Here is a 24341-nt window from a genome sequence, read left to right as displayed (position 1 = left end):
ATTAAAGGAAAATTTACGAACATTAAATGATGGTGTTGGAGGCTTTTGTGGCGAGGGAACTTGCTCCCGCTGGGCTGCGAAGCAGCCCTAAAACCGGTAATCGCGGTATTTCAGGAAGAGCATGTCGTCAGATTTGCGTCTGCTGTGAAGCCGAACGGGACGGTGCGGCGATCCAACAAGCTCCCTCGCCACAAGGGAGCGCAAATTTTTGGAGAGGCGTTAAACGACTTCCAGCCGAATCTTGTGCTGACTCAACAACTGCGCCAGCGCTGGCGAAGGCTGCTGATCGGTCACCAGGCAATCAATCAGACTGATCGGACCCAGGCGAATCATGGCGTTGCGCCCGAATTTGCTGGAGTCAGCCGCCAGAATCACTTTCCTGGCATTGGCAATGATCGCCTGTGACACCCGCACTTCCTGATAGTCGAAGTCCAGCAGGCTGCCGTCTTCATCGATACCGCTGATGCCGACCAAGGCAAAGTCGACCTTGAACTGGTTGATGAAGTCGACACTCGCCTGACCGACCACGCCGCCATCGCGCCGCACATTGCCACCGGTCAGCAGAACGTCGAAGTCGTCCTTGGCGCTGAGCATTGAGGCCACGTGCAGGTTGTTGGTGATGATTTTCAGGTGGTTGTGGTTGAGCAACGCCCGGGCAATCGATTCGGTGGTGGTGCCGATATTGATAAACAGCGAGGCGTGATCCGGGATCTGAGCCGCAATGGCTTCACCGATACGCTGCTTCTCATCGCGCATCTGGTCGGCGCGCATGGCGTAGGCGGTGTTTTCGACACTGGAATCGTAGGCTGCGCCGCCGTGGTAGCGACGCAACAAATTGGCTTCCGCGAGCTGATTGATATCGCGGCGGATGGTTTGCGGTGTAACGACGAACAGCGTAGCCATTTCCTCGATGCTGACATAGCCGCGTTCGCGGACCAGTTCGAGGATTTGCTGCTGACGGGGAGGCAGATTCATGGGGCTTCCTTTGGCTGCCGTGCAAAATTTGCCCATGATGCCGCAGGAATCTGCTTCCGACCAGTTACAACCCTATTGTTGGCTTATTCAGCGCCTTCATGCGGTTCCCAGTCGCGGGTGCGGCTGACGGCTTTTTTCCAGCCGGCGTAGAGTTTTTCCTTGGCGGTTTCGTCCAGGGTCGGTTCGAATTCGCGTTCGATCACCGCCTTGCCGCGCAGCTCATCCAGGCTGCCCCAGAAACCACACGCCAGGCCGGCCAGGTAAGCGGCGCCCAGTGCAGTGGTCTCGCGCATTTGCGGACGCTCGACTTGAGTGCCGAGGATGTCGGCCTGGAACTGCATCAGGAAGTTGTTGGCGACCGCGCCGCCGTCCACGCGCAGGGATTTCAGGCGTTCGCCGGAATCCTGTTGCATGGCGTCCAGAACGTCGCGGGTCTGGTAGGCAATCGACTCCAGGGCTGCACGAATAATGTGATCCACACGCACGCCGCGGGTCAGGCCGAACAGGGCGCCACGGGCATACGGGTCCCAGTACGGAGCGCCGAGGCCGGTGAAGGCTGGCACCAGGTACACGCCGTTGCTGTCCTTGACCTTGTTCGCGAAGTATTCGGTGTCGTGGGCGTCGTTGATGATCTTCAGTTCGTCACGCAGCCACTGAACGGTCGAGCCACCGTTGAACACCGCGCCTTCGAGCGCGTAAGCCACTTCGCCGCGTGGGCCGCATGCGATGGTGGTGAGCATGCCGTGCTTGGACTTCACGGCTTTGTCGCCGGTGTTCATCAGCAGGAAGCAGCCAGTGCCGTAGGTGTTTTTCGCCTGACCCGGCTCGACGCACATCTGGCCGAAGAGTGCAGCCTGCTGATCGCCGGCAATACCGCCGATGGCGATGCCGCTTTTGGTGTGGCCGTAGATTTCCGACGAGGACTTCACTTCCGGCAGCATCTCGCGCGGAATATCCAGCACCTCCAGCATCTTCGCGTCCCACTCCAGGGTGTGGATGTTGAAGAGCATGGTGCGAGAGGCGTTGGTGTAGTCGGTGACGTGGACCTTGCCGCCGGTAAATTTCCAGATCAGCCAGCTGTCGACGGTGCCGAACAGCAGTTCGCCGTTGCGCGCACGCTCGCGGCTGCCTTCGACGTTGTCGAGGATCCACTTGAGTTTGGTGCCGGAGAAGTACGGGTCGGTGACCAGGCCGGTAGTCTCGCTGATGTATTGCTCGTGGCCGTCGCGCTTGAGCTGCTGGCAGATCTCGGTGCTGCGGCGGCACTGCCAGACGATCGCGTTGTAGATCGGGCGGCCGGTGGTCTTGTCCCAGACCACGGTGGTTTCGCGCTGGTTGGTGATGCCGATGGCCGCGACCTGGTCGTGATGCAGGCCCGCTTGAGCCAGGGCCTCGACCATCACGGCGCTTTGAGTGGCGAAGATTTCCATCGGGTCGTGTTCGACCCAACCGGCTTGCGGGTAATGCTGGACGAATTCGCGCTGGGCGGTGCAGACCACGTTCGCGTCGCGGTCGAAAATGATCGCGCGGGAGCTGGTCGTACCCTGATCGAGGGCAATGATGTAGTTCTTATTCTGAGTGTCGGTCATGTCGATTGCCTTGGACGAAAAAAGGGAGAGAGGTCCGGCGCGCGATCTTATGGGCAGGATCACGCGCCTACGGTATCAAGAAGTTCTTGGTTTGCCGTCAATGGCCGGTGTTGCGTCCTTTGTAGCAGGTATGGCGCTGGGCAAATGACGGGCAATCAGCCCGCGATACGCGGCAGCGCCGAGGCAGGCACCGACAATCGGTGCAAAAATCGGAATCAGGAAATACGGGATATCGCGGCCGCCGGTGAGGGAAATTTCACCCCAGCCAGTGAAGAAAGTCATCAGCTTCGGACCGAAATCACGCGCCGGGTTCATCGCGAAACCGGTCAACGGGCCCATCGAGCTGCCAATCACTGCGATCAGCAGACCGATCAGCAGCGGTGCCAACGGTCCTTTTGGCAGACCATTGTTGTCGTCGGTCAGGGACATGATCACGCCCATCAGGATGGCGGTGATGATCACTTCAACCAGGAAAGCCTGGGCGGTGGACAGGGCCGGGTTGGGGAAGGTGGAGAACACCGACGCCAATTCGAGGCTGGCCTGGGTGCCACGGACCATATGGTGAGTTTGTTCGAAATCGAAGAATAAATTGCTGTACAGCGTGTAGACCAAAAATGCGCCACAGAACGCGCCAGCTATTTGAGCGAGGATGTAGAACGGCAGTTTGCGTTTTTCGAAGTCGGCGAAAATGCTCAGTGCAATGCTCACGGCGGGATTGAGGTGAGCCCCGGAAACCCCGGCGGTCAGGTAGATCGCCATGCTCACGCCGACGCCCCAGATGATGCTGATTTCCCACAGGCCAAAGCTGGCACCCGCGACCTTGAGCGCGGCAACACAACCGGTACCGAAAAAGATAAGCAGTGCAGTGCCCAGAAACTCGGCCATGCATTGGCTTGAGAGAGACGGTTGTTGTAAAGCAGTTGTCATTGAAAACCTCGTTTTTGTTGTTGTCTGGCGCTTCTTTCTTCATGGCCAAAGCGCGTTTTCCACCGAGGCAGAATCCCCATTCTGTTCTCGGCCTGCTGCTGGGTGCTGCGATGACACATTCGTACAGTATTCAGATTCGAAAAAATATAGACAAGAAACGCTGCTGTCAAAGGTCGAAAGTGAACCGTCAGTCACAATTCAACTATTAGTCACGTGAATGATCGTATCGTTCACGCGGCGGGCCGATCACGGACGAGCGGCAGGCGGCGCTGCCAAGCCGTTGAAACATTGGCGCAATAGAGCCTTTTACCGATCAATGTCCTAGAATCCAGCGCAGGATTTTTCTACTGCCGCCCAGTCTGGAGCTGCCATGACCCCCGCATTGGATTTGTTGAAAAAAGTTCGAGCCGAACATCGCGTGCACAGTTATGAACATGATCCAAAGGCTGCGTCCTATGGGCTGGAGGCTGCGGAGAAACTGGGGCTGAACCCGGCGCAAGTGTTCAAGACGCTGCTGGCGGCCAGTGAGAAAGGTGAGTTGCTGGTGGCGGTGGTGCCGGTCGTCGGAAGTCTGGACTTGAAGCATCTGGCTCACGCGGCGGGCGTGAAAAAAGTCGAAATGGCCGATCCTGCCGCTGCGCAACGTGCGACGGGTTATCTGTTGGGCGGGATCAGTCCGTTGGGGCAGAAGAAGCGCTTGCGCACGTTTATCGATAATTCCGCTCAGCCCTTTGCGACCATTTTCGTCAGCGCCGGTCGGCGCGGTCTGGAAGTTGAAATGGCGCCGGCGGTGCTGGCCGAGCACACTCAGGCAACGTTCGCCGATATTGGCCGCGCCTGAATCAGGGAGAAGGTTATGCAGCTTGAGTTTCATCAAGTCGATGCGTTCAGTGATCGGCCGTTCAGTGGCAACCCTGCGATGGTGTATCGGCTCGAGGCCTGGCTCGCCGATGAGTTGATGCAGAAGATTGCCGCCGAGCACAACCTGGCCGAAACCGCCTTCGTGGTGCGCGAAGGGCAGGGCTGGCACATTCGCTGGTTTACCCCGACGACTGAAGTGCCGTTGTGCGGTCATGCGACCCTGGCCAGCGCGTATGTGTTGTTTGAAATCTATAAGGAGCCCGTCGAGCGCCTGGATTTCATCTGCAAGTCCGGCCCGTTGAGTGTGAGCCGTGAGGGTGGGCGCCTGTGGCTGGATTTCCCGGCCATTGTGCCGTCTGAAGTGGGTGTGACACTGGATGTCGAACGCGCCTTGGGCGTCGAAGTGGTCGATGTGCTGGGTTCAAATGAGTTGTTTGTCGTGCTGGAGTCCGAGCAGGCTGTGCTCGATTGTCAGCCAGACATGGTTGCCTTGGCCAAACTGCCGTGGCCTGGCGCAATCGTCACTGCCAAGGGCGGCAAGCATGATTTTGTGTCGCGGTACTTCGCTCCGGCGATCGGTATTAATGAGGACCCGGTGACCGGTTCGACCCATTGCAGTTTGATTCCGTATTGGTCGAGGCGATTGGGCAAGTCGAGCCTCACGGCGTTTCAATGCTCGAAGCGAGGCGGGGAGTTGTTCTGCCGGCTGGAGGGGGATCGGGTGAAGATTGGCGGGAATGCGACGTTGGTTGCGAGCGGAACGCTAATGCTCGGATGATTTTCTGATTTTCGATTGATTTCTGTAGGAGCGAGGCTTGCCCGCGAAGGCGTCGTGTCAGTCGACACCTTTTTGGCAGGCGTGACGCCTTCGCGGGCAAGCCTCGCTCCTACAGATTTTTGAGTCAGCTGGCAGTGCTGTAGCGCCGGACACCTGACTCGGCGGCCGGAATCTGCGCCGCCGTGCTGCCCGATGCCTGGAACAACACAAGGTGTTCAGCCGCGACACGTATGCCAACCTCTGCACCCACCAAATGGTCAGCGTGGCTCGGAAAAATCGACTCCAATTGCGCCCCGGTCGGCAGCTGCAAACGGTACAACGTCGACGCCCCTTGAAAGGACTTCCCAACAATTCGCGCCTTCAAACCGCTGTCGGGTGCATAAACGATATCGTCCGGGCGCAGCAACACGTCCACCGCACCGCCCACTGGCCAGGTGTAGGCACGATTACCGCGTAACTCACCCAATTCAGTCTGCACCGACTCCGGGCTGCTCAACTGGCCGCGGATGAAATAACCCTGGCCAATGAAGCTGGCCACATAAGGCGTCAGCGGTTCGTGATACAGGTTGTAGGGCGTGTCCCACTGTTCCAGCCGGCCTTCCTTGAACACTCCGACGTGATCGCTCACGGCGAAGGCTTCTTCCTGGTCGTGGGTCACCAGAATCGCGCTGGTGCCACGGGCCTTGAGAATGTCGCGCACCTCATGGCTGAGCTTGCGTCGCAGCTCGCCATCGAGGTTGGAGAAGGGTTCGTCGAGCAACAGCAATTGCGGTTCCGGTGCCAGTGCGCGGGCCAGTGCGACACGCTGCTGTTGACCACCGGACAACTCATGCGGGAAGCGCTTGCCAAGGTTCTTCAGGTTGACCAGTTCCAGCAATTCTTCGGTGACGCGGTCCTTTTGCGGATGCTTGCGAATCCCGAAGGCGATGTTCTCGGCCACGCTCAAATGCGGAAACAGCGCGTAGTCCTGGAACACCATGCCGATCCGGCGTTTCTCCGGAGCGAGGGTGAAACCGGCGCGGGAGAGGGTCTCGCCCGCGAGGGTGATTTCACCTTCGTGTACCGGTTCGAAACCGGCAATCGCCCGTAGCGTGGTGGTCTTGCCGCACCCCGAGGAGCCCAGCAGGCAACCGATGTCACCGGCATTCAAATGCAGATTGAGGTTCTGCACGACGCGCTGGTCCTGGTAGCCGCAGGCGAGGTTGCGCAGGTTAAGCAGTAATGGATGGCTCATGCGTGGTGATACGAAGGCGGGACGAGAAACTCGAGCAGGGCCTTTTGTGCGTGAAGACGGTTTTCCGCTTGGTCCCAGGCGACGGAGCGCTGGTCATCAAGCACGTCGAGGCTGATTTCCTCGCCGCGGTGGGCCGGCAGGCAGTGCATGAACAGCACATCCTCGGCCGCCAGGTCGAGCAGGGCGCGAGTCACCTGGAACGGCGCAAACAGCTTCAGGCGCTTGGCGGTTTCTTCTTCCTGGCCCATGGAGGTCCAGACGTCGGTGCTTACCAGGTGGGCGCCACGCACGGCGTCCTTCGGATCGCGGACGATGGTCACGCGATCGCCGGCCTTGGCCACAAACTGCGGGTTGGGTTCAAACCCTTCTGGGCAAGCGATGCGCAACTGGAAGTCGAACTGGATCGCCGCTTCTATATAGCTGTTGCACATGTTGTTGCCGTCGCCGATCCAGGCCACGGTCTTGCCTTGGATCGAGCCGCGATGTTCGAGGAACGTCTGCATGTCGGCCAGCAACTGGCAGGGATGCAGGTCATCGGACAGGCCGTTGATCACTGGAACGCGGGAGTTGGCGGCGAATTCAGTCAGGGTGCTGTGGGCAAAGGTACGGATCATCACGGCATCGAGCATGCTCGACATCACGATGGCGCAGTCGCCGATCGGCTCGCCACGGCCCAGTTGCGTGTCGCGCGGCGACAGGAAGATGGCCTGGCCACCGAGCTGGATCATGCCGGCTTCGAACGAAATGCGGGTGCGGGTCGAGGATTTCTCGAAAATCATCCCAAGCACGCGGTTTTTCAGAGGCTCGAACAGTACGCCGCGGTTACGCAGGTCCTTGAGCTCAACGCCTCGACGGATCACGCTGACCAGCTCTTCGGGCGTGCAATCCATCAGGGAGAGAAAGTGCCTTGCGCTCATCATTGACTACCTTTTTGCAACGGACCGCAGATACTCAAAGCCTTGTTTAACTGAAAAACGGGCGAGACCTGCGGCGTAAGCCGCACGGGGCGACGAAATAGGGGGAGGCGCGATATTGACATTAAATGTCGCGTTTTTCCAATAGGAGTCTTTTTTACGGCTTCCAACATGTTTCAAGCGTTACAACGCGATCCGCGTTGCGAGGTTGTGAGCAGCATTTGTACACGGTGCCGAAGCTCGATTGCAATAAATGCCGTGATCAGGCTCGCTATCCGGCGAAGAATGAAATACCTGCTTAACAGCGGTCCCCGGGCCCCGATACACGCTCGCGGAGTTGTTTACTGTTACGTTTTCGAGTGCCGGTTATCGGACTGCGCTCAGGTATTATCTGCCCCATTGCGGATTCTCGACTGCGTAAAGTCAAACACTCCCAGGGAGGGAGCGCTGTATGGCGATCAATAAACCCGGACACACTGGCCTGACACGTCTTCGTCGTGTTTCGCCGGCCTTCGATATGGCTGTCATTTCTACGGTCATGGGCTTCGCGATTCTCGCAAGCACGATTTACCCAGGTGTTCCGAGCGCAGTGGTTGGCGCCATTGTCGGCGCTTTTATCGGCGTGAAGAATTTCAGGGATGACGCGATTGCAGATTGATTCGACCCAGTTTTTGGTAGTGGGGGGATTGGTCGCAACTGGAATCTACCTGGGCGCTTCGCTATTCGCGCGATCGACGCCGGACCTGAAGCATGGAGCTGCCCTGGTGGTGGCGTGGTTCACGGTGGTGAGCGTCATTGATATTGCTTTGCAGGTCTATCAAGCCGAGCCTCATCAGTTGGGCATCCTGGCAAACCAGAAAGCTATCATCCTGATCGGGTCCGGCGTGATGCTTTGGCTGGCGGTTGGCGGAATCTGGACGGCCCTGGCCTCACCGCTTAAAAAGAAGGCGTCGAAGATTTCTCAGCCTCAGTGAGCCTGTCTGTGTGGTCGAACGCATGTTTTGACGAGGTCATTTCGTGTCTTGTCTGTTGTTCAAGGCGCCGGCGGTCACCGTGTCCTGGATGAAACATTTGCTAATGCAAAGTGCTGGGTTATAACTAACTCACGAGTGACGCAGGAAGCCTTCGGAATGGAATCGAAAGAACAGCTGTTAATGGATTTACTCGGCCTCACGGCCCGCTCCTTGACCCACCTCACCGCTTCAATGACGTCGATGTCCTTCGAATTGATGCGCAGTGAAGACGAAGTGACCAAGGCGGCCGGTCGACGCATGATCGATCGCATGGCAACCATCAGCACCGGGCTCGACGAGCACTGGCGACTGATCGGCGAGCTTACCGGCATACACATCGCCCAGGAACAGATCGAAACCATTCAGGAGATCCAGTTGCAGGCGCCGCCGCCCAGGTTGCCGCCGAACTGATTGTGCGCGGCCATCGGCGGGCCTGATGGTCGCCGATTCACAAGACGAACGTCGCTGGCGCAGTCGCGGGTCACGCGCCATAGTTTTGTTCCCGCGGCCGATATTACCCGCCCAGAACAAAAGAGACTGGCCATGACCAAGACTCTCCACCACCGTGCCTGCCACCTGTGTGAAGCCATCTGCGGCCTGACCATCGAGACCTCCGAGGTCGAAGGCAATGGCGTGCAGATCACCTCAATCAAGGGCGACCCGCTGGATACGTTCAGCCGTGGGCACATCTGCCCCAAGGCGGTTGCCCTGCAAGACATCCAGAACGATCCGGATCGTCTGCGTCAGCCGATGTTGCGAGTGGGCAGCGAATGGCAGCCTATCGAGTGGGAAGACGCCTTCAGCCTTGTCGCCGAACGCCTGGCGGCGATTCAGGAGCATCACGGGCAGAATGCGGTGGCGGTTTATCAAGGCAACCCCAGCGTGCACAACTATGGCTTGATGACCCACAGCAATTATTTCCTGGGCCTGCTGAAAACCCGCAACCGGTTTTCCGCGACCTCGGTCGATCAGTTGCCTCATCACCTGACCAGCCATTTGATGTACGGCCACGGCTTGCTGTTACCGATTCCGGACATTGACCACACCGATTTCATGTTGATCCTCGGTGGCAATCCCCTGGCCTCCAACGGCAGCATCATGACCGTGCCGGATGTGGAGAAGCGCCTGAAGGCGATTCAGGCCCGGGGCGGCAAAGTGGTGGTGGTCGATCCACGCCGCAGCGAAACGGCAGCGATGGCCGATCAGCATCTGTTCGTGCGCCCCGGTGGCGATGCGGCGCTGTTGTTCGGGTTGCTCAATACCTTGTTCGCCGAAGGCCTGACCCGCGACAGCCATTTGCCGGTAGACGGTCTGGATGAAGTCCGTCAGGCGATCGCCACATTCACTGCGGACACCATGAGCCCCTTGTGTGCGGTGCCGGCAGAACAGATTCGTCAGTTGGCCCGGGATTTCGCGGCGGCGCCGACAGCGGTCTGCTATGGCAGGATGGGCGTCTCGACCCAGGCCTTCGGTACGCTGTGTCATTGGCTGGTGCAACTGATCAATCTGGTCACCGGCAACCTCGACCGCGTCGGCGGTGCCTTGTGCACCGAACCTGCGGTGGATCTGGTGGCCTCGACGTCGGGCGGGCATTTCAATCTGTGGCAGAGCCGCGTGTCCGGGCGTCCCGAGTACGGCGGCGAATTGCCGGTGTCGGCCCTGGCGGAAGAGATGCTGACGGGCGGGGAAGGGCAGGTCCGTGCGCTGATCACCGTGGCCGGCAATCCGGTGCTGTCCACACCCAATGGCCGGCAACTGGAGCAGGCGCTGGACGGGCTGGAGTTCATGGTCAGCATCGACCTGTACATCAATGAAACCACGCGCTATGCCGACCTGATCCTGCCGTCGACTTCGGCACTGGAAAACGATCACTACGACACCACGTTCAACATGTTCGCGGTGCGCAACGTCACCCGTTTCAACCGGGCGATTCTGGCGAAACCAGAAGGCGCGTTGCATGACTGGGAGATCTTTGTCGGCCTGGCCCAGGCTTTTGCGGCGAAGACCGGCAAAGAGCTGAAACCGACCATTGCTCCGGCGCAGATGATCGATCGTGGACTGCGGATGGGGCTGTATGGCGATGCCTCGGAGCACAAGCTTTCGTTGGCGACGCTGTTCGATCACCCGCACGGTGTCGATCTGGGCGCGCTCAAATCAAACCTGGCGCCACGCCTGAAAACCGCCAACCAGCGAGTCCAGGCCGCGCCGGCTGCGATTCTCGCCGACCTTGCCCGCTTCGCCGCACTGCAAGCACCGGCTGCCGACGAATTGCTGATGATTGGTCGTCGCCATGTGCGCAGCAACAACTCGTGGATGCACAACTATCACCGTCTGGTGAAGGGCAAGCCGCGCCATCAATTGTTGATGCACCCGGATGACCTGGCTAGCCGTGGACTCGGTGATGGGCAGCGCGTGCGGGTCAGTTCGCGGGTCGGCGTGATCGAAGTGGAAGTGGTCGCCAGCCTGGATATGATGAAAGGCGTGGTTAGCCTTCCTCACGGTTGGGGGCATGCACGCCCTGGCGTGCAGATGACGATCGCGAGCAGTCAACCGGGCTCCAGCGCCAATGACCTGACCGATGAATGTCAGCTCGACGAGTTGTCGGGGAATGCGGCGTTGAACGGTGTTCCGGTGACGGTGGCGGCGGCTTGATTGTGTCTGTCGGGGAGACCGAGCATGGCGCTCGGGTTTCCGTTACAATGCGCCACCGTGCCGACCTCTGAGTCGGAAAGTTCAGCCGAGGTGCTTCATGGATATCATCGAAACGATTAAAGAGCAGATTGCTAACAACACCATTCTGCTTTACATGAAAGGTTCGCCGAATGCCCCGCAGTGTGGCTTCTCCGCGAAAGCCGCGCAGGCCGTGATGGCATGTGGTGAAAAGTTTGCTTACGTGGACATCCTGCAGAACCCGGAAATCCGCGCCAACCTGCCAAAATACGCCAACTGGCCAACCTTCCCGCAACTGTGGGTCGGTGGTGAGCTGGTCGGCGGTAGCGACATCATGACTGAAATGTCGGCTGATGGTTCGCTGCAAGCCACGATCAAGTCTGCTGTTGAAAAGGCTGCTGCCAACAAGACCGAAGCCTGACCCGATACAGTGGCATTAAAAAGCCCCGCCTCTATAAAAGAGTGCGGGGCTTTTTATTGTCTCGAGTTTAGCGGGCGCTAACTTACTCTTCGCCCATCTGCGATTGCAGATAGTTCTCAAGACCGATTTTATCGATCAGGCCCAATTGAGTTTCCAGCCAGTCGATGTGTTCTTCTTCGGACTCAAGGATATCTTCGAGCAATTCGCGGCTACCGAAGTCACCCACGGTTTCGCAATGAGCGATGGCAACCTTGAGGTCGGCATGACCGGTTTTTTCGATACGCAGGTCGCACTCCAGCATTTCCTGGGTGTGCTCGCCGATCTGCAGCTTGCCCAGGTCCTGAACGTTCGGCAGGCCTTCGAGGAACAGGATGCGCTTGATGAGCTTATCCGCGTGTTTCATCTCGTCGATGGATTCGTGGTATTCGTGCTTGCCGAGCTTGTTCAGACCCCAATCTTCGTACATGCGCGCATGCAGAAAGTACTGATTGATCGCGACCAGCTCATTGGCAAGGATCTTGTTGAGATGCTGGATGACTGTAATGTCGCCTTTCATGATGGGGTCCTGCCCTGTATTAGCTGTCAATAAGGCAGAGTTTGAGCCGCACAACTAAGAGTGTCAAACCTAAGTTGTTGAAACTTAAATGAAAATTAATCGGAATAAGAATGTTTGTGTTCCGCGTCTTCAATGTAAGCGGTTGATTTTCAGACATAAAAAAACCGGACATTGAGTCCGGTTCTTTGAAATAGGGTTTTTACGCGGCAGTAAATTCTACCGGGAACGGAATCGCAGCCTGGGCCGATTGCAATTTGGTCAGGGTTTCACGCACCACTTCCTTGGCAAGGCAGGCGCATTTACCACATTGGCTGGCTACGCCGGTAGCCTGACGGACTTCCTTGTAGCTGCAGCAACCTTCATAGATTGCATCGCGAATTTGACCGTCGGTGACGCCAGTACAGAGGCAGACATACATAAGCTAAGAACCGTCGCTGGTGGTGACTCAGTTGCGATGGATCTTAATGTTAACGAGAATGATTGTCAAAGTGCTTTCTGAAAGCTTCGCGTTATAAGCGCTGTGACTGACGAACGGTTTTCATCTAGCGATCTGCCATTACCCGCCGCGATGGCCAATTTGGTGCGCCGGTGAAAAACCGTTAAGGACAGCTCAAAAACGCCGTGTATGATGGTCGGTCCTTGCGAAGCGGGTCGTGTCACAGGGCTGTCGCCTGAGGGTGGCAGGCTGACGCGAACCCAGTTCTTCACGATATATAGACCAGGAGATATTCAATGAGCGTACTCGTAGGCAAACAAGCCCCGGACTTCACCGTACCTGCCGTCCTCGGCAATGGCGAAATCGTAGACAGCTACACCTTGTCCTCGGCCATCAAAGGCAAATACGGTCTGGTGTTCTTCTACCCACTGGACTTCACTTTCGTTTGCCCATCCGAGCTGATCGCTCTGGACAACCGCATGGCTGACTTCAAGGCGCGTAACGTTGAAGTGGTCGCGGTATCGATCGATTCGCACTTCACCCACAACGCATGGCGCAACACCCCGGTGAACAATGGCGGTATCGGCCACGTCCGTTACACCATGGCTGCCGACATGAAGCACGAAATCGCCAAGGCCTACGACGTTGAGTCCGAAGGCGGCGTGGCTTTCCGTGGCGCGTTCCTGATCGACGACAAAGGCGTTGTCCGTTCGCAGATTATCAACGACCTGCCGCTGGGCCGTAACATGGAAGAGCTGATCCGTCTGGTCGACGCCCTGCAATTCCACGAAGAGCACGGCGAAGTCTGCCCTGCCAACTGGAAAAAAGGCGACAAAGGCATGACCGCTTCGACCGAAGGCGTCGCGGCTTACCTGACCGAGAACGCTGCTGCCCTGTAAGGCACGTTTGAGGCATAAAAAAACCGGCCGTTGAGGCCGGTTTTTTTATGGGCGGGATAAATCCAGCGACGAAACCAGTGCTGCTCACTGGAGCGCGACGCTGAACCTGTGGCGAGGGAGCTTGCTCCCGCTGGGCAGCGAAGCGGCCCCAAGATGGGACTGCTGCGCAGTCCAGCGGGAGCAAGCTCCCTCGCCACAGGTTTGCGTCAGCGACGGATCAGTCGTTGAAGTCTTCCCAGCCGCCCATTTGTTTCCAACGATTGACGATGCCGCAGAACAGCTCGGCCGTCTTCTCGGTGTCGTAGCGCGCCGAGTGAGCCTCACGACCGTCGAAGTCGATGTCCGCCGCCTGGCAAGCCTTGGCCAGCACGGTTTGACCGTAAGCCAGGCCAGCGAGGGTCGCGGTATCGAAACTGGAGAATGGATGAAACGGGTTACGCTTCATGTCCAGGCGTGCGACAGCGGCGTTGAGGAAACCCAGATCGAAGCTGCTGTTGTGCCCGACCAGAATCGCCCGTTTGCAGCCGTTGGCTTTCAGGGCCTTGCGGATGCCACGGAAAATATCGGTCAGCGCCGTTTCTTCGCTCACCGCCATACGCAGCGGGTGATCGAGTTTGATCCCGGTGAATTCCAGCGCGGCCGCTTCAATGTTCGCGCCTTCAAAAGGTTCGACACGGAAGAAATAGGTGTGATCGGGGTACACAAAGCCTTTTTCATCCATGGCGATGGTGGTCGCGGCGATTTCCAGCAGGGCGTCAGTGGCAGAGTTGAAACCACCGGTTTCAACGTCGACAACAACTGGCAGGTACCCACGGAAGCGCTCAGCCATCGGGTGGCGCGAACCACCTCCGCCGCCTTGACCGTCCTGTTCGTCGTCGAAATGGTCTTCACTCACGCGTGTTCCTCCAGCAGGCGCCAGCGCAGTTTTTCACCGGCGCGCAGCGGGATTACGGTCAGCTCGCCAAATGGCAGGCTGGTTGGGGCGGTCCACTCATCGCGGACCAGGGTGATGCGATCGGTGTTTACCGGCAGGCCATAGAAGCGCGGGCCGTTGAGGCTGGCGAAGGCTTCGAGCTTGTCCAGCGCGTTGCGTTGTTCAAAGGCTTCGGCATACATCTCGATCGCCGCATAAGCGGTGTAGCAACCGGCACAGCCGCAGGCCGCTTCTTTGGCGTGCTGGGCGTGGGGCGCGGAGTCGGTACCGAGGAAGAACTTGTCGCTGCCGCTGGTGGCGGCGTCGAGCAGGGCTTCCTGATGGGTGTTGCGCTTGAGGATCGGCAGGCAATAGAAGTGCGGCCGAATCCCGCCCACCAGCATGTGATTGCGGTTGTACAGCAGGTGATGCGCGGTGATGGTTGCGCCAACGTTGGCCGAAGCCTCATTGACGAACTGTACGGCGTCCGCGGTGGTGATGTGTTCGAACACCACTTTGAGCGTCGGGAAACGCTCGACCACACGACGCATGTGCTCATCGATGAAGATTTTTTCGCGGTCGAACACATCGACATCGCCGCGGGTGACTTCACCGTGAATCAGCAAGGGCATCCCGACGTCGGCCATGGCCTCAAGTGCAGGGAAGATCTTGTCGATACTGGTGACACCCGAGTCCGAGTTGGTGGTCGCGCCGGCCGGGTACAGCTTGGCGGCGTAAACGAAACCGCTGGCCTTGGCCTCGCGAATTTCGTCGGGCTGGGTGCGGTCGGTCAGGTACAGCACCATCAACGGTTCGAAACGACTGCCGGCCGGACGTGCAGCGAGAATCCGCTGGCGATAGCCGTCGGCTTCAGCGGCGTTACGCACCGGAGGTACCAGGTTGGGCATGATGATGGCGCGACCAAAGGTGCGCGCGACATCCGCAACGGTATTGGTCAACACAGCACCATCGCGAAGATGAATATGCCAGTCGTCGGGACGCAGCAGGGTCAGGCGGTCGGACATGAGGGGATTCCAGGCGGGTCAAACTCTGGGGAATGCTACCGGAAAAGACTCTCTCAGGCACTCGCTATCAAGTTTTGCAGGAAGCTTCCGATATCCAACAGGTATGCCGGAAATATGTGTGTCGGTCTTTTTGTTGTAGAAGCCAGTGGAGCCTCCCGTGCGCCAGCGTTATTTAGCCTTGCTCAGTGTGTTTGCCAGCCTCCCTGCGATGGCGCTCACTTTCCAGACACGTCTGGAGAGCATCGAGTGGACGGTCGAAGGTGACAAGTTCGAATGCCGCCTGACCCAACCGATCACCGATTTCGGTTCGGGTGAATTCGTGCGCCGCGCCGGCGAGCAGGCGACGTTTCGTCTCAAAGCCTACAACGCGATGATCGGCGGCGGTTCAGCGACCCTGCTGGCGGCCGCTGCACCGTGGCAACCGGGACGTGGCGACATCAACCTGGGTTCGGTGAGAATCGGCAGCGGCAACGTGTTGTTCAACAGTTCGCAAGTTCAGGCCGGGCGCCTGATCAGCGGGTTGATGGACGGCCGCAGTCCGGTCATCCGGCATTCCTCTGGCGATGGCCGCGTCTCTGAAGTGCGCTTGTTGCCGGTCAAGTTCAGCAAGGCCTTCAACGACTATCAGGGCTGCGTGGCGAAACTACTGCCGAAGAATTTCGAGCAGGTCAAACAGTCCGAGATCGGCTTCCCGGGTGAAGGCGTTGATCTCGATCCGCAAGCCAAGGCGCAGTTGCAGGTGATGCTGGAGTTCATGAAGGCGGATCCGACGGTTAATCACATCGAACTCGACGGGCACTCCGACAACAGCGGCAATCGCCTGACCAACCGCGAGCTGTCACGCCGCCGGGCGTTGGCGGTAATGGACTATTTCAAAGCCAATGGCATCCAGGAATCGCAGATCACTCTGCGTTTCCACGGTGAGCGCTACCCTGTGGCGCCGAACACCAACGCCAGTAACCGCGCGAAAAATCGCCGGGTCGCCGTGCGCCTGGAACGGGTAGCGCCGACCGAGAAAGTCGCGCCTCAAGTCGCTACGGGCAGCACACCGGCTACTTCCTGACTCGCCGGTCATCGTCGCTCGCTCGACAGAATCTGTCGCTTCGTCGTCATAAGCTGTCGCGCCTCTGTAAATTATTCCGTATGACCGGTAGACTTCACGGCTTTCCGTAGAACCCCGTGGAGTGATGGCATGGCGGACGTAAACAAGGTCGTTCTGGCGTATTCCGGCGGCCTGGACACTTCGGTGATCCTCAAGTGGCTGCAGGATACTTATAACTGTGAAGTGGTGACCTTTACCGCTGACCTGGGTCAGGGCGAAGAGGTCGAACCTGCACGCGCCAAGGCTCAGGCCATGGGCGTGAAAGAGATCTACATCGACGATCTGCGCGAAGAATTCGTGCGCGATTTCGTTTTCCCGATGTTCCGCGCCAACACCGTTTACGAAGGCGAGTACCTGCTGGGTACTTCCATCGCTCGTCCGTTGATCGCCAAACGCCTGATCGAAATCGCCAACGAAACCGGCGCTGACGCCATTTCCCACGGCGCCACCGGCAAGGGTAACGACCAGGTTCGTTTCGAGCTGGGGGCCTACGCACTCAAGCCAGGCGTGAAAGTGATCGCCCCTTGGCGCGAGTGGGACCTGCTCTCCCGTGAAAAGCTGATGGATTATGCTGAAAAGCACAACATCCCGATCGAGCGCCACGGCAAGAAAAAATCCCCGTACTCGATGGATGCCAACCTGCTGCACATCTCCTATGAAGGCGGCGTGCTGGAAGACACCTGGACTGAGCACGAAGAAGACATGTGGAAATGGACCGTCTCCCCGGAGAAGGCTCCTGACAAGGCGCAGTACCTGGAACTGACCTACCGCAACGGCGACATCGTGGCATTGGACGGCGTCGAAATGACCCCGGCCACCGTGCTGGCGACCCTGAACCGTATCGGTGGCGAACACGGTATCGGCCGTCTCGACATCGTCGAGAACCGTTACGTGGGCATGAAGTCCCGTGGTTGCTACGAAACCCCTGGCGGCACCATCATGCTGCGCGCTCACCGTGCGATCGAGTCGATCACCCTGGACCGCGAAGTGGCTCACCTCAAAGACGAGCTGATGCCTAAATACGCCAGCCTGATCTACACCGGTTACTGGTGGAGCCCAGAGCGTCTGATGCTGCAACAGATGATCGATGCGTCCCAGGCACACGTGAATGGCGTTGTGCGCCTGAAGCTGTACAAGGGCAATGTGATCGTCACCGGTCGCAAGTCTGACGAATCGTTGTTCGATGCCAACATCGCGACCTTCGAAGAAGACGGCGGCGCTTACAACCAGGCCGATGCGGCGGGCTTTATCAAGCTCAACGCCTTGCGCATGCGCATTGCTGCGAACAAAGGCCGGAAGCTGTTCTGAGACCTTTGAAGCGGCAACGAAAGTAATGGAAATGTGGCCTTGTCGGTGACAAGGCCACAATTCTGAAAGAGGGATTTTTCCTGCCAGGTATCATGTTTCAACTTTCTTGTTGTTGTTACAAATAAGCTTTCGTCTGCTTTGCTCTCCGATTGCCCTTCGAGAGCTGTCTTCGGCTATTGGCGCTCAAGCCATCGTCGTCATGCCATGTGAGCTCAAATTGTAGGCAACCCAGAACGCAGTGCTGTTGCGTTTCTTTGTTTGTTTCGAATGCTTGTGTGCGCCTTCCTTCAGCAACGCCTCTGAATCAGTACACGTTAGAAACACGATCACGCGCGCAGGGTTTTCCTGTGGTTGCTGGACCTTTTCCATCAAGGTATTGACATCCATTTTGTTGCTCATCCATCGCGCATCGACAATGTGCAGATCCTTTAGCAACACCGTTGCGCGTAAGGGGTGGTCCAAATGCTCGGGTGTATTGACTTGCGAGTAATCGGCATCGGCCATGGCCTTGATGAAGTGCTTACCTTTCTCAAAATCAGAGGGCGCGTAAAGCGATCGATAGTTGAAGTTGAGTGTGACGAAGAATAGAAAGAGCAAGTAAAAAGGAAAGCTGATAAGAAACCAGATATAGATCTCTCGTTCCTTATTGTCGAGAAAGGGAAGAGAAATAGCAGCTGAAGTTTCAGACAGTGTTGCGAATATCGCAATGATTGTCATGGGGTTGGAAATTCTTGTTTTGAGTTTGTTCATGTTGTTTGCTCATGAAAGATTGTCTGTTCTCGATCAATTTATGGAGAGGTTTCGGTTTTTGGTAAGTCGCTGTGTTTGGGAGGCAAGTCTACTGTTTTGGTGGTGTCCTTTTAGTGGGTTTGTTAATGGGTGTCATAGTAGCTGTATTGTTTGCGTCTCGGGTATTTTTGTTGTTCTTGTTTTAATAAGTGCAGGGTTGATTGCTGTTTCTGAAGTGTTGCCTGGTGTAATGGTTTTAGTTGGGAAGTCTGGATTTTATCGACCGGGTGTGAATGTTCGCCTGACAATATCGGTTACTTTTTAAGCGTAGCTCAATCGTCAGCGTTTGTCGGATGCTTCGGCCAGCCTCTGGTTTCTTTGATTTCCTGATGTAAATCGATACGAAAACAGTTTTAAAAGCACCGTGCCGACGGGTCGGTAAAATTTAAGACACACAGTACTCGTGTGATTTTTGTAAGACATGTCCTGCTTGTTTGTAGGGAATGTCTCTCGCTGCGGGTGGCCGAGGGGGCCGGCATGCCATGGATGAAACGACTAGGCTATTGTGCGGGCTCTAAAAATTCGAACAGCGAAATTGGACTTGCCCATGAATAAAGTGCTGATCGTGGATGATCACCCCGTCATTCGTCTTGCGGTACGTATGCTGATGGAGCGTCATGGCTACGAAGTCATTGCAGAAACAGATAACGGTGTGGATGCGTTACAACTTGCCCGCGAACTTATGCCGGATATTGTCATTCTGGATATTGGAATACCGAAGCTGGACGGGCTGGAAGTCATTGCGCGTCTGACAACAACGGCGATACCTCTTAAAGTGCTGATATTGACGTCTCAGGCCCCCGGACATTTTTCCATGCGTTGCATGCAGTCGGGGGCCGCCGGGTATGTCTGCAAACAACAGGATCTCACTGAATTGCTCAGTGCGATAAAGGCCGTACTTTCGGGTTACAGCTACTTTCCGAATCAAGCGCTGCACACCGTTCGTTCCAGTCTCGGGAATGCCAGTGAAGCCGATATGGTGGATCGTCTGTCCGGGCGCGAAATGATGGTGTTGCAACAGTTGGCTCGAGGAAAGACAAACAAGGAGATTGCCGATGGAATGTTCCTCAGCAATAAAACGGTCAGTACTTACAAGACACGCCTGTTGTTGAAACTCAATGCTCGCTCTTTGGTTGATCTGATCGAACTCGCTCAGCGCAATGGACTGGTATGAACGCACTGGCGATTGACGAGGTGCAATGAAAAGGTGTTCATCGGGGGGCGGCACTCAGTAAAAAGCCTCCGTTTCGGGAGGCTTTCAGGTGTCAAAGGTCAAAATCGTAATCGGCCAATTGCTTTTGCAGTCGGCGCTCCTCCAGCAGATTGTCGATGGTGCGGCGTTTGCTCAGGTTGGTCTTTGCCACTTCAACCACCGGTTCAGTGTCATCGGCCTCAACGGGTGTGAAGTCGTCTTCTACGTCCAATTGCTCTTTGCCAGTGCTCATAAAGTTAACTCCAGGCTAAGACTGCCTTTGGCGCTCCTTATATCGACAAACTCCCGGCGGGTAAAAAAGATTTTTTCAATCGATGGATCAATAAATCTAATAGCGCCTCAATCGTCCGAGGTCTTTTGCTTGTATTCGCACAGGTCTTCGATCCGGCAGCTCCCGCAACGAGGCTTGCGGGCCAGGCAAACGTAGCGTCCATGAAGGATCAGCCAATGGTGTGAATCGAGCAGGTATTGCTTGGGGACAAACTTCATCAGCTTCATCTCCACCTCGACCACATTCTTGCCGGGAGCGATGCCCGTGCGGTTGCTGACCCGAAAAATATGGGTGTCCACGGCCATGGTCAGTTGGCGAAAAGCGGTATTGAGGACCACGTTGGCGGTCTTGCGGCCGACGCCGGGTAGCGCTTCCAACTCCTCGCGGGTCTGCGGAACCTCGCCGCCATGACGCTCCACCAGCAAACGACAGGTTTCGATGACGTTTTTCGCTTTGCTGTTAAACAGGCCGATGGTCTTGATGTATTCCGACAGCCCTTCAACCCCCAAGGCATAGATCGCCGCTGGCGTATTGGCCACCGGATAGAGTCTGGCGGTGGCCTTGTTCACGCCGACATCGGTCGACTGGGCGGACAGAATGACGGCAATCAGCAATTCGAACGGCGAGGAATAGGCCAGTTCGGTCTTCGGTTCCGGGTTGTCTTCGTGAAACCTGCGGAAAATTTCCAGGCGTTTTGCGGCATTCATGGGCAGTGCGTTTCCTCGAAATCGGTCAGTGTGAGGGAGTCGGGCGGTGCCAGGCCTGCCAGGCGGCAATCAGCAGGCCCAGAAGGATGAATCCGCCGGGGACCAGCGTAGCGAAGTGCAGGCCGCTGTTGCCGATCAGCTCGCGCACCAGGCCAAGGCCCACCATCAGCGCGCCAAACTGGCCGCAGAGGCGCAAGCGACCAAGCCGCGGTTCCTGGAAAAAACCATTGTGTTCCAGCACCACGCATTGCAAGGCGATCAATCCTGCATAGATCCCCGCGTGCTGATGCCATTGAAGTGAGCCGACCTGCGCAGCCAGTTCCGCGCAACTGGTCAAGGTGGCCGCCAACAGGATACTCGCAAGCAAGCGGGTGGACGGGATCAGCCGTAATCGCAAGGCGGCCATGCTGACGTCATATGCATTGATCACCACGAAGAACATCAGCCACAGGCCGAGGGCGGTCAGCCAGGCCTCCGTAGCGCCGATCAGAGGCGCAAGCATCAGAGCGTTTCGCAGTGTCGATGTCTTATTCATGCGCGCTGCTCCCGATCAACTGTTGCGGGTGTTCGTCGAAGAAACGCAACGCGTCATGAACGGCGCTGATCACCGCTCGTGAAGTAATGGTCGCGCCCGCTATCTGATCGAATTGACCCTGATCTTTTTTCAAGGCCCAGCCGGTGTCGCCGGGGTCGTTTCGAGACTTGCCGGTAAACACCTGAAGCCAGGCATTGGGCCAGTCGGCGATTTTGCCGCCCAGCCCAGGGGTTTCCGATTGCTTGAGGGTCTTGACCCCCAGCAGCTTGCCGTTGGCGCCGATGGCGATCAGCAGCTCGATGGAGCCCTCGTAGCCCAAGGTCTGGCTGCGCAGTAACACCGCGCGAGGTTCGCCAGCCTTGGTCGCCAGATAGCCGCCCAGCAGCGTGCTGTTGGGCAGTCGAATGTTTTCGAGGACGACTGGCTGGTCCAGCGGTTGATTGTCGTAGCTGTCTGGCGGTAGCAGGTCAAGCAGGGTGCGACTGTCGATCAAGCGCTGTTGCGCACTGATGCGCGGTTCGCTGGCATGTTGCACGAAGTACGTCACGCCAATCCCCAGGCCGGCCAGCAGCACCAGAATCACAACGCTCGTCGCTCGGTTCATGGGGCAATCTGCTCCTGCCTGGACGCGACTAACCGCTCCAGCGCCGGGACACAAAGGTTCATCAGCAACACGGCAAACGCCAAGCCGTCCGGGTAACCGCCCCAGGTACGAATCAGGTAGGTGAGTAATCCCACGCCGGCACCGAACAACAGTCGAGCACCAGGGCTTTTCGCGCCGGACACTGGCTCGGTGGCAATAAAGAATGCACCTAGCATGGTCGCGCCGGTGAGCAGATGAAACAGCGGCGAGCCATGGGAGTCAGAGCCCGATCCGTTCCAACACAGCAGGCTGATAACGAACAGGCTGGCAAGCATGCCGACCGGTGCATGCCAAGTGAACACCCGCCGTTGCAGAAGAAACGCGCCGCCGGCGAGAAAGGCCAGGTTGACCCATTCCACACCGCGTCCGCCGAAATGGCCGAACGCCGCGTTGCTCGCGAAGAGTTCATCCATGGTCAGGCTTTTGTTGATCCGCAGGCTGTCGAGCGACGTGGCCTGGACCCAGGCATCTGGCGCCTGGCCCAAACCGAAAACCTGTTGCAAGCCACCGAGCAGATTCATGCCGTGTGCCGACGGCCATAGGGTCATTTGCTGCGGAAAGGCCACCAGCACCAGGGCAAAACCGAGCATCGCCGGGTTGAACGGATTCTTGCCGACACCGCCATAAAGGTGTTTGCCGAGCAGCGCGAATGCCGCCGCACTGACCGTCAGCCACCACGGGCAATAAGGTGGCAAGGCCAGCGTCAGTAACGTCGCGCTGACCAGGGCGCTGCCGTCGCTCAACGTTGGCTTGATCGATCGCTTGCGCAGGTGCAACACCGCAGCTTCAACCGCCAATGCAGTCATCACCGCCAGAATCAGGTTGATCAATACGCCCCAGCCGTACAACCAGAACAACGCCAGCATTCCCGGCACAGTGGCCAGCAACACCAGCTTCATGGCTTGCTGTAGGCGTTCGTCCACCGATTCAAGGGGCGACATAGGTATCCACCTGACGCTCGGCTTCCTTCACCGCACGTTCCAGCGCTGCAATCTGTTCAGCCGCAGCTTCGCCGGCCCGCGCCTTGTTGAGTTCGGCGCGGCGCATGGCCAGCTGGATCTTCGCCCGTTTCAGCTCGGCGTCCTTCGCAGGCGCGGCTGGTGCCGCTGGTGCCGGAATGGGCGGCGCGCTGTTTTCCAGCTTCGCCAAGGCTTGCTCCGCCACTTCGAATTGCTGTTGCAGCACGATCAGTTGCGACTGCTGCTCGAAGGTCGGCGGATGCCCGAACGCCTTGAGCGACTTGTTCAGTTGCGCACGACTCATCGCCAGGTCGATCTTGGCTTTTTTCAACGCTGCATCGGCGTTTGCCGCTTTCTGCGCACGCACCCGCTCAAGCGCAGCCTGAACCGGGTCGAGCGTCGGCACTTCGTTGTGCGGCACGGCGCGTTGAGCGCGGGCCTGGCGTTCGGCGAGTTTCTGTTCTTCCTCACGGCGCAAGCGGGCGTTGCGTTGTTCGAAGCGACGCCGCGCATGATTGCGTTTGGCGGTACGCGCCCTTTGTTCCTCAAGGCTGAACGCCAGGCCACCGACAATCGGCAGCACCGTGGCCAAGGGCAGTGGCCGCATTTCGATGCAATCCACCGGGCACGGCGCCACACACAGGTCGCAACCGGTGCATTCGTCGACGATCACCGTGTGCATCAGTTTTGCCGCGCCGACGATGGCATCCACCGGGCAAGCCTGGATGCACTTGGTGCAACCGATGCATTCAGCTTCGCGGATGAAAGCGATCTGCGCCGGTGCCGAGCCGCGACTGACGTCTAGTTCCAGCACCGGCACTTTCAGCAACTCGGCCAGCGCCGAGATGGTTTCGCTGCCCCCTGGCGGGCACTTGTTGATCGGCTCGCCGCTGGCGATGCCTTCGGCGTAAGGCTTGCATCCGGGGTGGCCGCACTTGCCGCATTGGGTCTGCGGCAAGAGGGCGTCGATGCGTTGAATCAGACTCATGTTTTGATCAGCCCGCTGAATCCGAGAAAAACCACTGCGATCAGTCCGGCGCCGATCAGTTCGATCGGCAGGCCACGAAAGGGCAGGGGAACATCGTTATCGAGAGTGCGCTGGCGCAAGTCGCTGAACAGGCTCAGCACCAGCCAGAACCCCAGCCCGGCACCGAGGCACAGGGCAGTGGCGTGAAAGAATCCCTGGTCGTGCGTGGTATTGAGCAATGTCAGCCCCAGCACACCCGCGTTGCCCAGCAGCAACGGCCAGAGGCCATCGAATGAACGTTTGGGAAGTAAGCGCGACAGCAGTTTCAGCAGTGGACCAATCAGCAGAACGCTCAATGGCAGGAATACGAAAAGGCGCAGCGAAGTCAGCTCCAGCGGCACCAGCAGCCAGTGATAGGCCGAGTAGCCCAGCATGCCGACCATCAGCATCAGGCACGTCGTCGCAATACCCAACGCATGAACCTGATCGCGCTCGCTGCCCATCAGCGGATCGACGCCCAGCGGCCAGTGCAACACGAGGTTGTTGATCAGGGCAGCGCTGATAAGCGTAAGAAGCATCTCGGTCATGATTGTGCCGATAGAAAGAGGGCTTTTTAACAGAGCGTTCTAAAAAGCT

28 protein-coding genes are annotated in these 24341 nt (G+C 57.8%); 11 read left to right on the top strand and 17 right to left on the bottom strand.

Features of this window, described 5'->3' with window-relative positions; genetic code table 11:
* Nucleotides 1-219: 219 nt before the first annotated feature.
* The 3 genes from ACA075_RS24075 to ACA075_RS24065 all read right to left on the bottom strand — a co-directional run bounded on the left by ACA075_RS24075 (nt 220) and on the right by ACA075_RS24065 (nt 3491).
* Nucleotides 220-975: a DeoR/GlpR family transcriptional regulator gene (locus tag ACA075_RS24075; RefSeq protein WP_010457697.1), complete on the bottom strand. Its 756-nt coding sequence runs from the start codon at nt 973-975 to the stop codon at nt 220-222.
* 83 nt (nt 976-1058) lie between these two features.
* Nucleotides 1059-2564, bottom strand: coding sequence for a glycerol kinase GlpK (glpK, locus tag ACA075_RS24070; RefSeq protein WP_219094589.1), 1506 nt, complete (start codon nt 2562-2564; stop codon nt 1059-1061).
* 75 nt (nt 2565-2639) lie between these two features.
* Nucleotides 2640-3491 (bottom strand): MIP/aquaporin family protein, encoded by an 852-nt coding sequence (locus tag ACA075_RS24065; RefSeq protein WP_219094590.1) that lies wholly within the window; start codon nt 3489-3491, stop codon nt 2640-2642.
* Between the two features lie 370 nt (nt 3492-3861).
* Between ACA075_RS24065 and ybaK the strand changes: the two genes are divergently transcribed.
* Nucleotides 3862-4332, top strand: a complete 471-nt coding sequence (gene ybaK / locus ACA075_RS24060) for a Cys-tRNA(Pro) deacylase (protein WP_497295779.1) — start codon at nt 3862-3864, stop codon at nt 4330-4332.
* A 15-nt stretch (nt 4333-4347) separates the two neighbouring features.
* Complete coding sequence (locus ACA075_RS24055) at nt 4348-5130, top strand: PhzF family phenazine biosynthesis protein (RefSeq protein WP_497295777.1); 783 nt, start codon at nt 4348-4350, stop codon at nt 5128-5130.
* Between the two features lie 124 nt (nt 5131-5254).
* On the opposite strand, the gene ACA075_RS24050 is transcribed toward ACA075_RS24055, so the two are convergent.
* The gene (locus tag ACA075_RS24050) at nt 5255-6364 is read right to left on the bottom strand and encodes an ABC transporter ATP-binding protein (protein ID WP_497295776.1); all 1110 of its coding nucleotides are present in this window, start codon (nt 6362-6364) and stop codon (nt 5255-5257) included.
* The gene (argF, locus tag ACA075_RS24045) at nt 6361-7281 is read right to left on the bottom strand and encodes an ornithine carbamoyltransferase (RefSeq protein ID WP_497299321.1); all 921 of its coding nucleotides are present in this window, start codon (nt 7279-7281) and stop codon (nt 6361-6363) included. Before argF ends, ACA075_RS24050 begins: the two co-directional genes overlap by 4 nt.
* Before the next feature lie 448 nt (nt 7282-7729).
* Here argF and ACA075_RS24040 point away from each other — a divergent pair, with 448 nt between their 5' ends.
* From ACA075_RS24040 to grxD, 5 genes are all read left to right on the top strand, one after another.
* Complete coding sequence (locus ACA075_RS24040; protein WP_497295774.1) at nt 7730-7936, top strand: hypothetical protein; 207 nt, start codon at nt 7730-7732, stop codon at nt 7934-7936.
* A complete protein-coding gene (locus tag ACA075_RS24035; protein ID WP_497295773.1) occupies nt 7917-8252 on the top strand; it encodes a hypothetical protein in 336 nt (111 codons plus the stop codon). Before ACA075_RS24040 ends, ACA075_RS24035 begins: the two co-directional genes overlap by 20 nt.
* A 156-nt stretch (nt 8253-8408) precedes the next feature.
* Nucleotides 8409-8702, top strand: coding sequence for a PlzR type 4 pili assembly inhibitor (gene plzR / locus ACA075_RS24030; protein WP_497295771.1), 294 nt, complete (start codon nt 8409-8411; stop codon nt 8700-8702).
* Nucleotides 8703-8834: 132 nt separating this feature from the next.
* Nucleotides 8835-10943: a molybdopterin oxidoreductase family protein gene (locus tag ACA075_RS24025; RefSeq protein ID WP_497295769.1), complete on the top strand. Its 2109-nt coding sequence runs from the start codon at nt 8835-8837 to the stop codon at nt 10941-10943.
* Between the two features lie 97 nt (nt 10944-11040).
* Entirely contained in the window at nt 11041-11382 is a 342-nt protein-coding gene (gene grxD, locus ACA075_RS24020; RefSeq protein WP_219094595.1) for a Grx4 family monothiol glutaredoxin, read from the top strand.
* 82 nt (nt 11383-11464) lie between these two features.
* On the opposite strand, the gene bfr is transcribed toward grxD, so the two are convergent.
* Both bfr and ACA075_RS24010 read right to left on the bottom strand, forming a co-directional pair.
* Nucleotides 11465-11938 (bottom strand): bacterioferritin, encoded by a 474-nt coding sequence (gene bfr, locus ACA075_RS24015; protein ID WP_010457685.1) that lies wholly within the window; start codon nt 11936-11938, stop codon nt 11465-11467.
* A gap of 199 nt (nt 11939-12137) precedes the next feature.
* Nucleotides 12138-12356 (bottom strand): bacterioferritin-associated ferredoxin, encoded by a 219-nt coding sequence (locus tag ACA075_RS24010; protein ID WP_007943567.1) that lies wholly within the window; start codon nt 12354-12356, stop codon nt 12138-12140.
* A gap of 314 nt (nt 12357-12670) precedes the next feature.
* On the opposite strand from ACA075_RS24010, the gene ACA075_RS24005 reads away from it, so the two are divergent.
* Nucleotides 12671-13273, top strand: coding sequence for a peroxiredoxin (locus tag ACA075_RS24005; protein ID WP_497295767.1), 603 nt, complete (start codon nt 12671-12673; stop codon nt 13271-13273).
* A 217-nt stretch (nt 13274-13490) separates the two neighbouring features.
* On the opposite strand, the gene rnt is transcribed toward ACA075_RS24005, so the two are convergent.
* Both rnt and pyrC read right to left on the bottom strand, forming a co-directional pair.
* Nucleotides 13491-14168 carry a ribonuclease T gene (gene rnt / locus ACA075_RS24000; RefSeq protein WP_008155580.1) on the bottom strand — a complete coding sequence of 226 codons (678 nt, stop codon included), beginning with the start codon at nt 14166-14168 and terminating at the stop codon, nt 13491-13493.
* Nucleotides 14165-15211 carry a dihydroorotase gene (gene pyrC, locus ACA075_RS23995; protein ID WP_219094596.1) on the bottom strand — a complete coding sequence of 349 codons (1047 nt, stop codon included), beginning with the start codon at nt 15209-15211 and terminating at the stop codon, nt 14165-14167. Before pyrC ends, rnt begins: the two co-directional genes overlap by 4 nt.
* Nucleotides 15212-15368: 157 nt before the next feature.
* Between pyrC and ACA075_RS23990 the strand changes: the two genes are divergently transcribed.
* Complete coding sequence (locus ACA075_RS23990; RefSeq protein WP_219094597.1) at nt 15369-16274, top strand: flagellar protein MotY; 906 nt, start codon at nt 15369-15371, stop codon at nt 16272-16274.
* Nucleotides 16275-16403: 129 nt separating this feature from the next.
* Entirely contained in the window at nt 16404-17621 is a 1218-nt protein-coding gene (locus ACA075_RS23985; protein WP_007898502.1) for an argininosuccinate synthase, read from the top strand.
* Nucleotides 17622-17804: 183 nt separating this feature from the next.
* Here ACA075_RS23985 and ACA075_RS23980 read toward each other — a convergent pair whose 3' ends face one another.
* The gene (locus ACA075_RS23980) at nt 17805-18371 is read right to left on the bottom strand and encodes a hypothetical protein (protein WP_497295764.1); all 567 of its coding nucleotides are present in this window, start codon (nt 18369-18371) and stop codon (nt 17805-17807) included.
* A gap of 586 nt (nt 18372-18957) precedes the next feature.
* Between ACA075_RS23980 and ACA075_RS23975 the strand changes: the two genes are divergently transcribed.
* The gene (locus ACA075_RS23975; RefSeq protein ID WP_094470908.1) at nt 18958-19584 is read left to right on the top strand and encodes a response regulator transcription factor; all 627 of its coding nucleotides are present in this window, start codon (nt 18958-18960) and stop codon (nt 19582-19584) included.
* A gap of 91 nt (nt 19585-19675) precedes the next feature.
* Here ACA075_RS23975 and ACA075_RS23970 read toward each other — a convergent pair whose 3' ends face one another.
* From ACA075_RS23970 to ACA075_RS23940, 7 genes are all read right to left on the bottom strand, one after another.
* Nucleotides 19676-19855 carry a PA3496 family putative envelope integrity protein gene (locus tag ACA075_RS23970; RefSeq protein ID WP_497295762.1) on the bottom strand — a complete coding sequence of 60 codons (180 nt, stop codon included), beginning with the start codon at nt 19853-19855 and terminating at the stop codon, nt 19676-19678.
* A 107-nt stretch (nt 19856-19962) separates the two neighbouring features.
* On the bottom strand, nt 19963-20601 hold the full coding sequence (gene nth, locus ACA075_RS23965) for an endonuclease III (RefSeq protein ID WP_083375850.1): 639 nt from the start codon (nt 20599-20601) through the stop codon (nt 19963-19965).
* 25 nt (nt 20602-20626) lie between these two features.
* Entirely contained in the window at nt 20627-21136 is a 510-nt protein-coding gene (locus ACA075_RS23960) for an Rnf-Nqr domain containing protein (RefSeq protein WP_497295760.1), read from the bottom strand.
* A complete protein-coding gene (locus ACA075_RS23955; RefSeq protein WP_497295758.1) occupies nt 21129-21740 on the bottom strand; it encodes an RnfABCDGE type electron transport complex subunit G in 612 nt (203 codons plus the stop codon). Before ACA075_RS23955 ends, ACA075_RS23960 begins: the two co-directional genes overlap by 8 nt.
* Nucleotides 21737-22720 (bottom strand): RnfABCDGE type electron transport complex subunit D, encoded by a 984-nt coding sequence (locus ACA075_RS23950; protein ID WP_497295756.1) that lies wholly within the window; start codon nt 22718-22720, stop codon nt 21737-21739. Before ACA075_RS23950 ends, ACA075_RS23955 begins: the two co-directional genes overlap by 4 nt.
* On the bottom strand, nt 22707-23726 hold the full coding sequence (gene rsxB / locus ACA075_RS23945; protein ID WP_497295754.1) for an electron transport complex subunit RsxB: 1020 nt from the start codon (nt 23724-23726) through the stop codon (nt 22707-22709). Before rsxB ends, ACA075_RS23950 begins: the two co-directional genes overlap by 14 nt.
* Nucleotides 23723-24292: an Rnf-Nqr domain containing protein gene (locus ACA075_RS23940; protein ID WP_497295752.1), complete on the bottom strand. Its 570-nt coding sequence runs from the start codon at nt 24290-24292 to the stop codon at nt 23723-23725. Before ACA075_RS23940 ends, rsxB begins: the two co-directional genes overlap by 4 nt.
* Nucleotides 24293-24341: the final 49 nt, after the last annotated feature.

It is taken from the genome of Pseudomonas sp. LBUM1663, from assembly GCF_059695905.1.
This window is presented reverse-complemented; position numbering and strand designations above follow the sequence as displayed.

Excerpts from the sequence above, each read along its gene's own strand:
- ACA075_RS24075 (WP_010457697.1), bottom strand. The coding sequence starts at position 975 with ATGAATCTGCCTCCCCGTCAGCAGCAAATCCTCGAACTGGTCCGCGAA.
- glpK (WP_219094589.1), bottom strand. The coding sequence starts at position 2,564 with ATGACCGACACTCAGAATAAGAACTACATCATTGCCCTCGATCAGGGT.
- ACA075_RS24065 (WP_219094590.1), bottom strand. The coding sequence starts at position 3,491 with ATGACAACTGCTTTACAACAACCGTCTCTCTCAAGCCAATGCATGGCC.
- ybaK (WP_497295779.1), top strand. The coding sequence starts at position 3,862 with ATGACCCCCGCATTGGATTTGTTGAAAAAAGTTCGAGCCGAACATCGC.
- ACA075_RS24055 (WP_497295777.1), top strand. The coding sequence starts at position 4,348 with ATGCAGCTTGAGTTTCATCAAGTCGATGCGTTCAGTGATCGGCCGTTC.
- ACA075_RS24050 (WP_497295776.1), bottom strand. The coding sequence starts at position 6,364 with ATGAGCCATCCATTACTGCTTAACCTGCGCAACCTCGCCTGCGGCTAC.
- argF (WP_497299321.1), bottom strand. The coding sequence starts at position 7,281 with ATGAGCGCAAGGCACTTTCTCTCCCTGATGGATTGCACGCCCGAAGAG.
- ACA075_RS24040 (WP_497295774.1), top strand. The coding sequence starts at position 7,730 with ATGGCGATCAATAAACCCGGACACACTGGCCTGACACGTCTTCGTCGT.
- ACA075_RS24035 (WP_497295773.1), top strand. The coding sequence starts at position 7,917 with ATGACGCGATTGCAGATTGATTCGACCCAGTTTTTGGTAGTGGGGGGA.
- plzR (WP_497295771.1), top strand. The coding sequence starts at position 8,409 with ATGGAATCGAAAGAACAGCTGTTAATGGATTTACTCGGCCTCACGGCC.
- ACA075_RS24025 (WP_497295769.1), top strand. The coding sequence starts at position 8,835 with ATGACCAAGACTCTCCACCACCGTGCCTGCCACCTGTGTGAAGCCATC.
- grxD (WP_219094595.1), top strand. The coding sequence starts at position 11,041 with ATGGATATCATCGAAACGATTAAAGAGCAGATTGCTAACAACACCATT.
- bfr (WP_010457685.1), bottom strand. The coding sequence starts at position 11,938 with ATGAAAGGCGACATTACAGTCATCCAGCATCTCAACAAGATCCTTGCC.
- ACA075_RS24010 (WP_007943567.1), bottom strand. The coding sequence starts at position 12,356 with ATGTATGTCTGCCTCTGTACTGGCGTCACCGACGGTCAAATTCGCGAT.
- ACA075_RS24005 (WP_497295767.1), top strand. The coding sequence starts at position 12,671 with ATGAGCGTACTCGTAGGCAAACAAGCCCCGGACTTCACCGTACCTGCC.
- pyrC (WP_219094596.1), bottom strand. The coding sequence starts at position 15,211 with ATGTCCGACCGCCTGACCCTGCTGCGTCCCGACGACTGGCATATTCAT.
- ACA075_RS23985 (WP_007898502.1), top strand. The coding sequence starts at position 16,404 with ATGGCGGACGTAAACAAGGTCGTTCTGGCGTATTCCGGCGGCCTGGAC.
- ACA075_RS23980 (WP_497295764.1), bottom strand. The coding sequence starts at position 18,371 with ATGAACAAACTCAAAACAAGAATTTCCAACCCCATGACAATCATTGCG.
- ACA075_RS23975 (WP_094470908.1), top strand. The coding sequence starts at position 18,958 with ATGAATAAAGTGCTGATCGTGGATGATCACCCCGTCATTCGTCTTGCG.
- ACA075_RS23970 (WP_497295762.1), bottom strand. The coding sequence starts at position 19,855 with ATGAGCACTGGCAAAGAGCAATTGGACGTAGAAGACGACTTCACACCC.
- nth (WP_083375850.1), bottom strand. The coding sequence starts at position 20,601 with ATGAATGCCGCAAAACGCCTGGAAATTTTCCGCAGGTTTCACGAAGAC.
- ACA075_RS23960 (WP_497295760.1), bottom strand. The coding sequence starts at position 21,136 with ATGAATAAGACATCGACACTGCGAAACGCTCTGATGCTTGCGCCTCTG.
- ACA075_RS23955 (WP_497295758.1), bottom strand. The coding sequence starts at position 21,740 with ATGAACCGAGCGACGAGCGTTGTGATTCTGGTGCTGCTGGCCGGCCTG.
- ACA075_RS23950 (WP_497295756.1), bottom strand. The coding sequence starts at position 22,720 with ATGTCGCCCCTTGAATCGGTGGACGAACGCCTACAGCAAGCCATGAAG.
- rsxB (WP_497295754.1), bottom strand. The coding sequence starts at position 23,726 with ATGAGTCTGATTCAACGCATCGACGCCCTCTTGCCGCAGACCCAATGC.
- ACA075_RS23940 (WP_497295752.1), bottom strand. The coding sequence starts at position 24,292 with ATGACCGAGATGCTTCTTACGCTTATCAGCGCTGCCCTGATCAACAAC.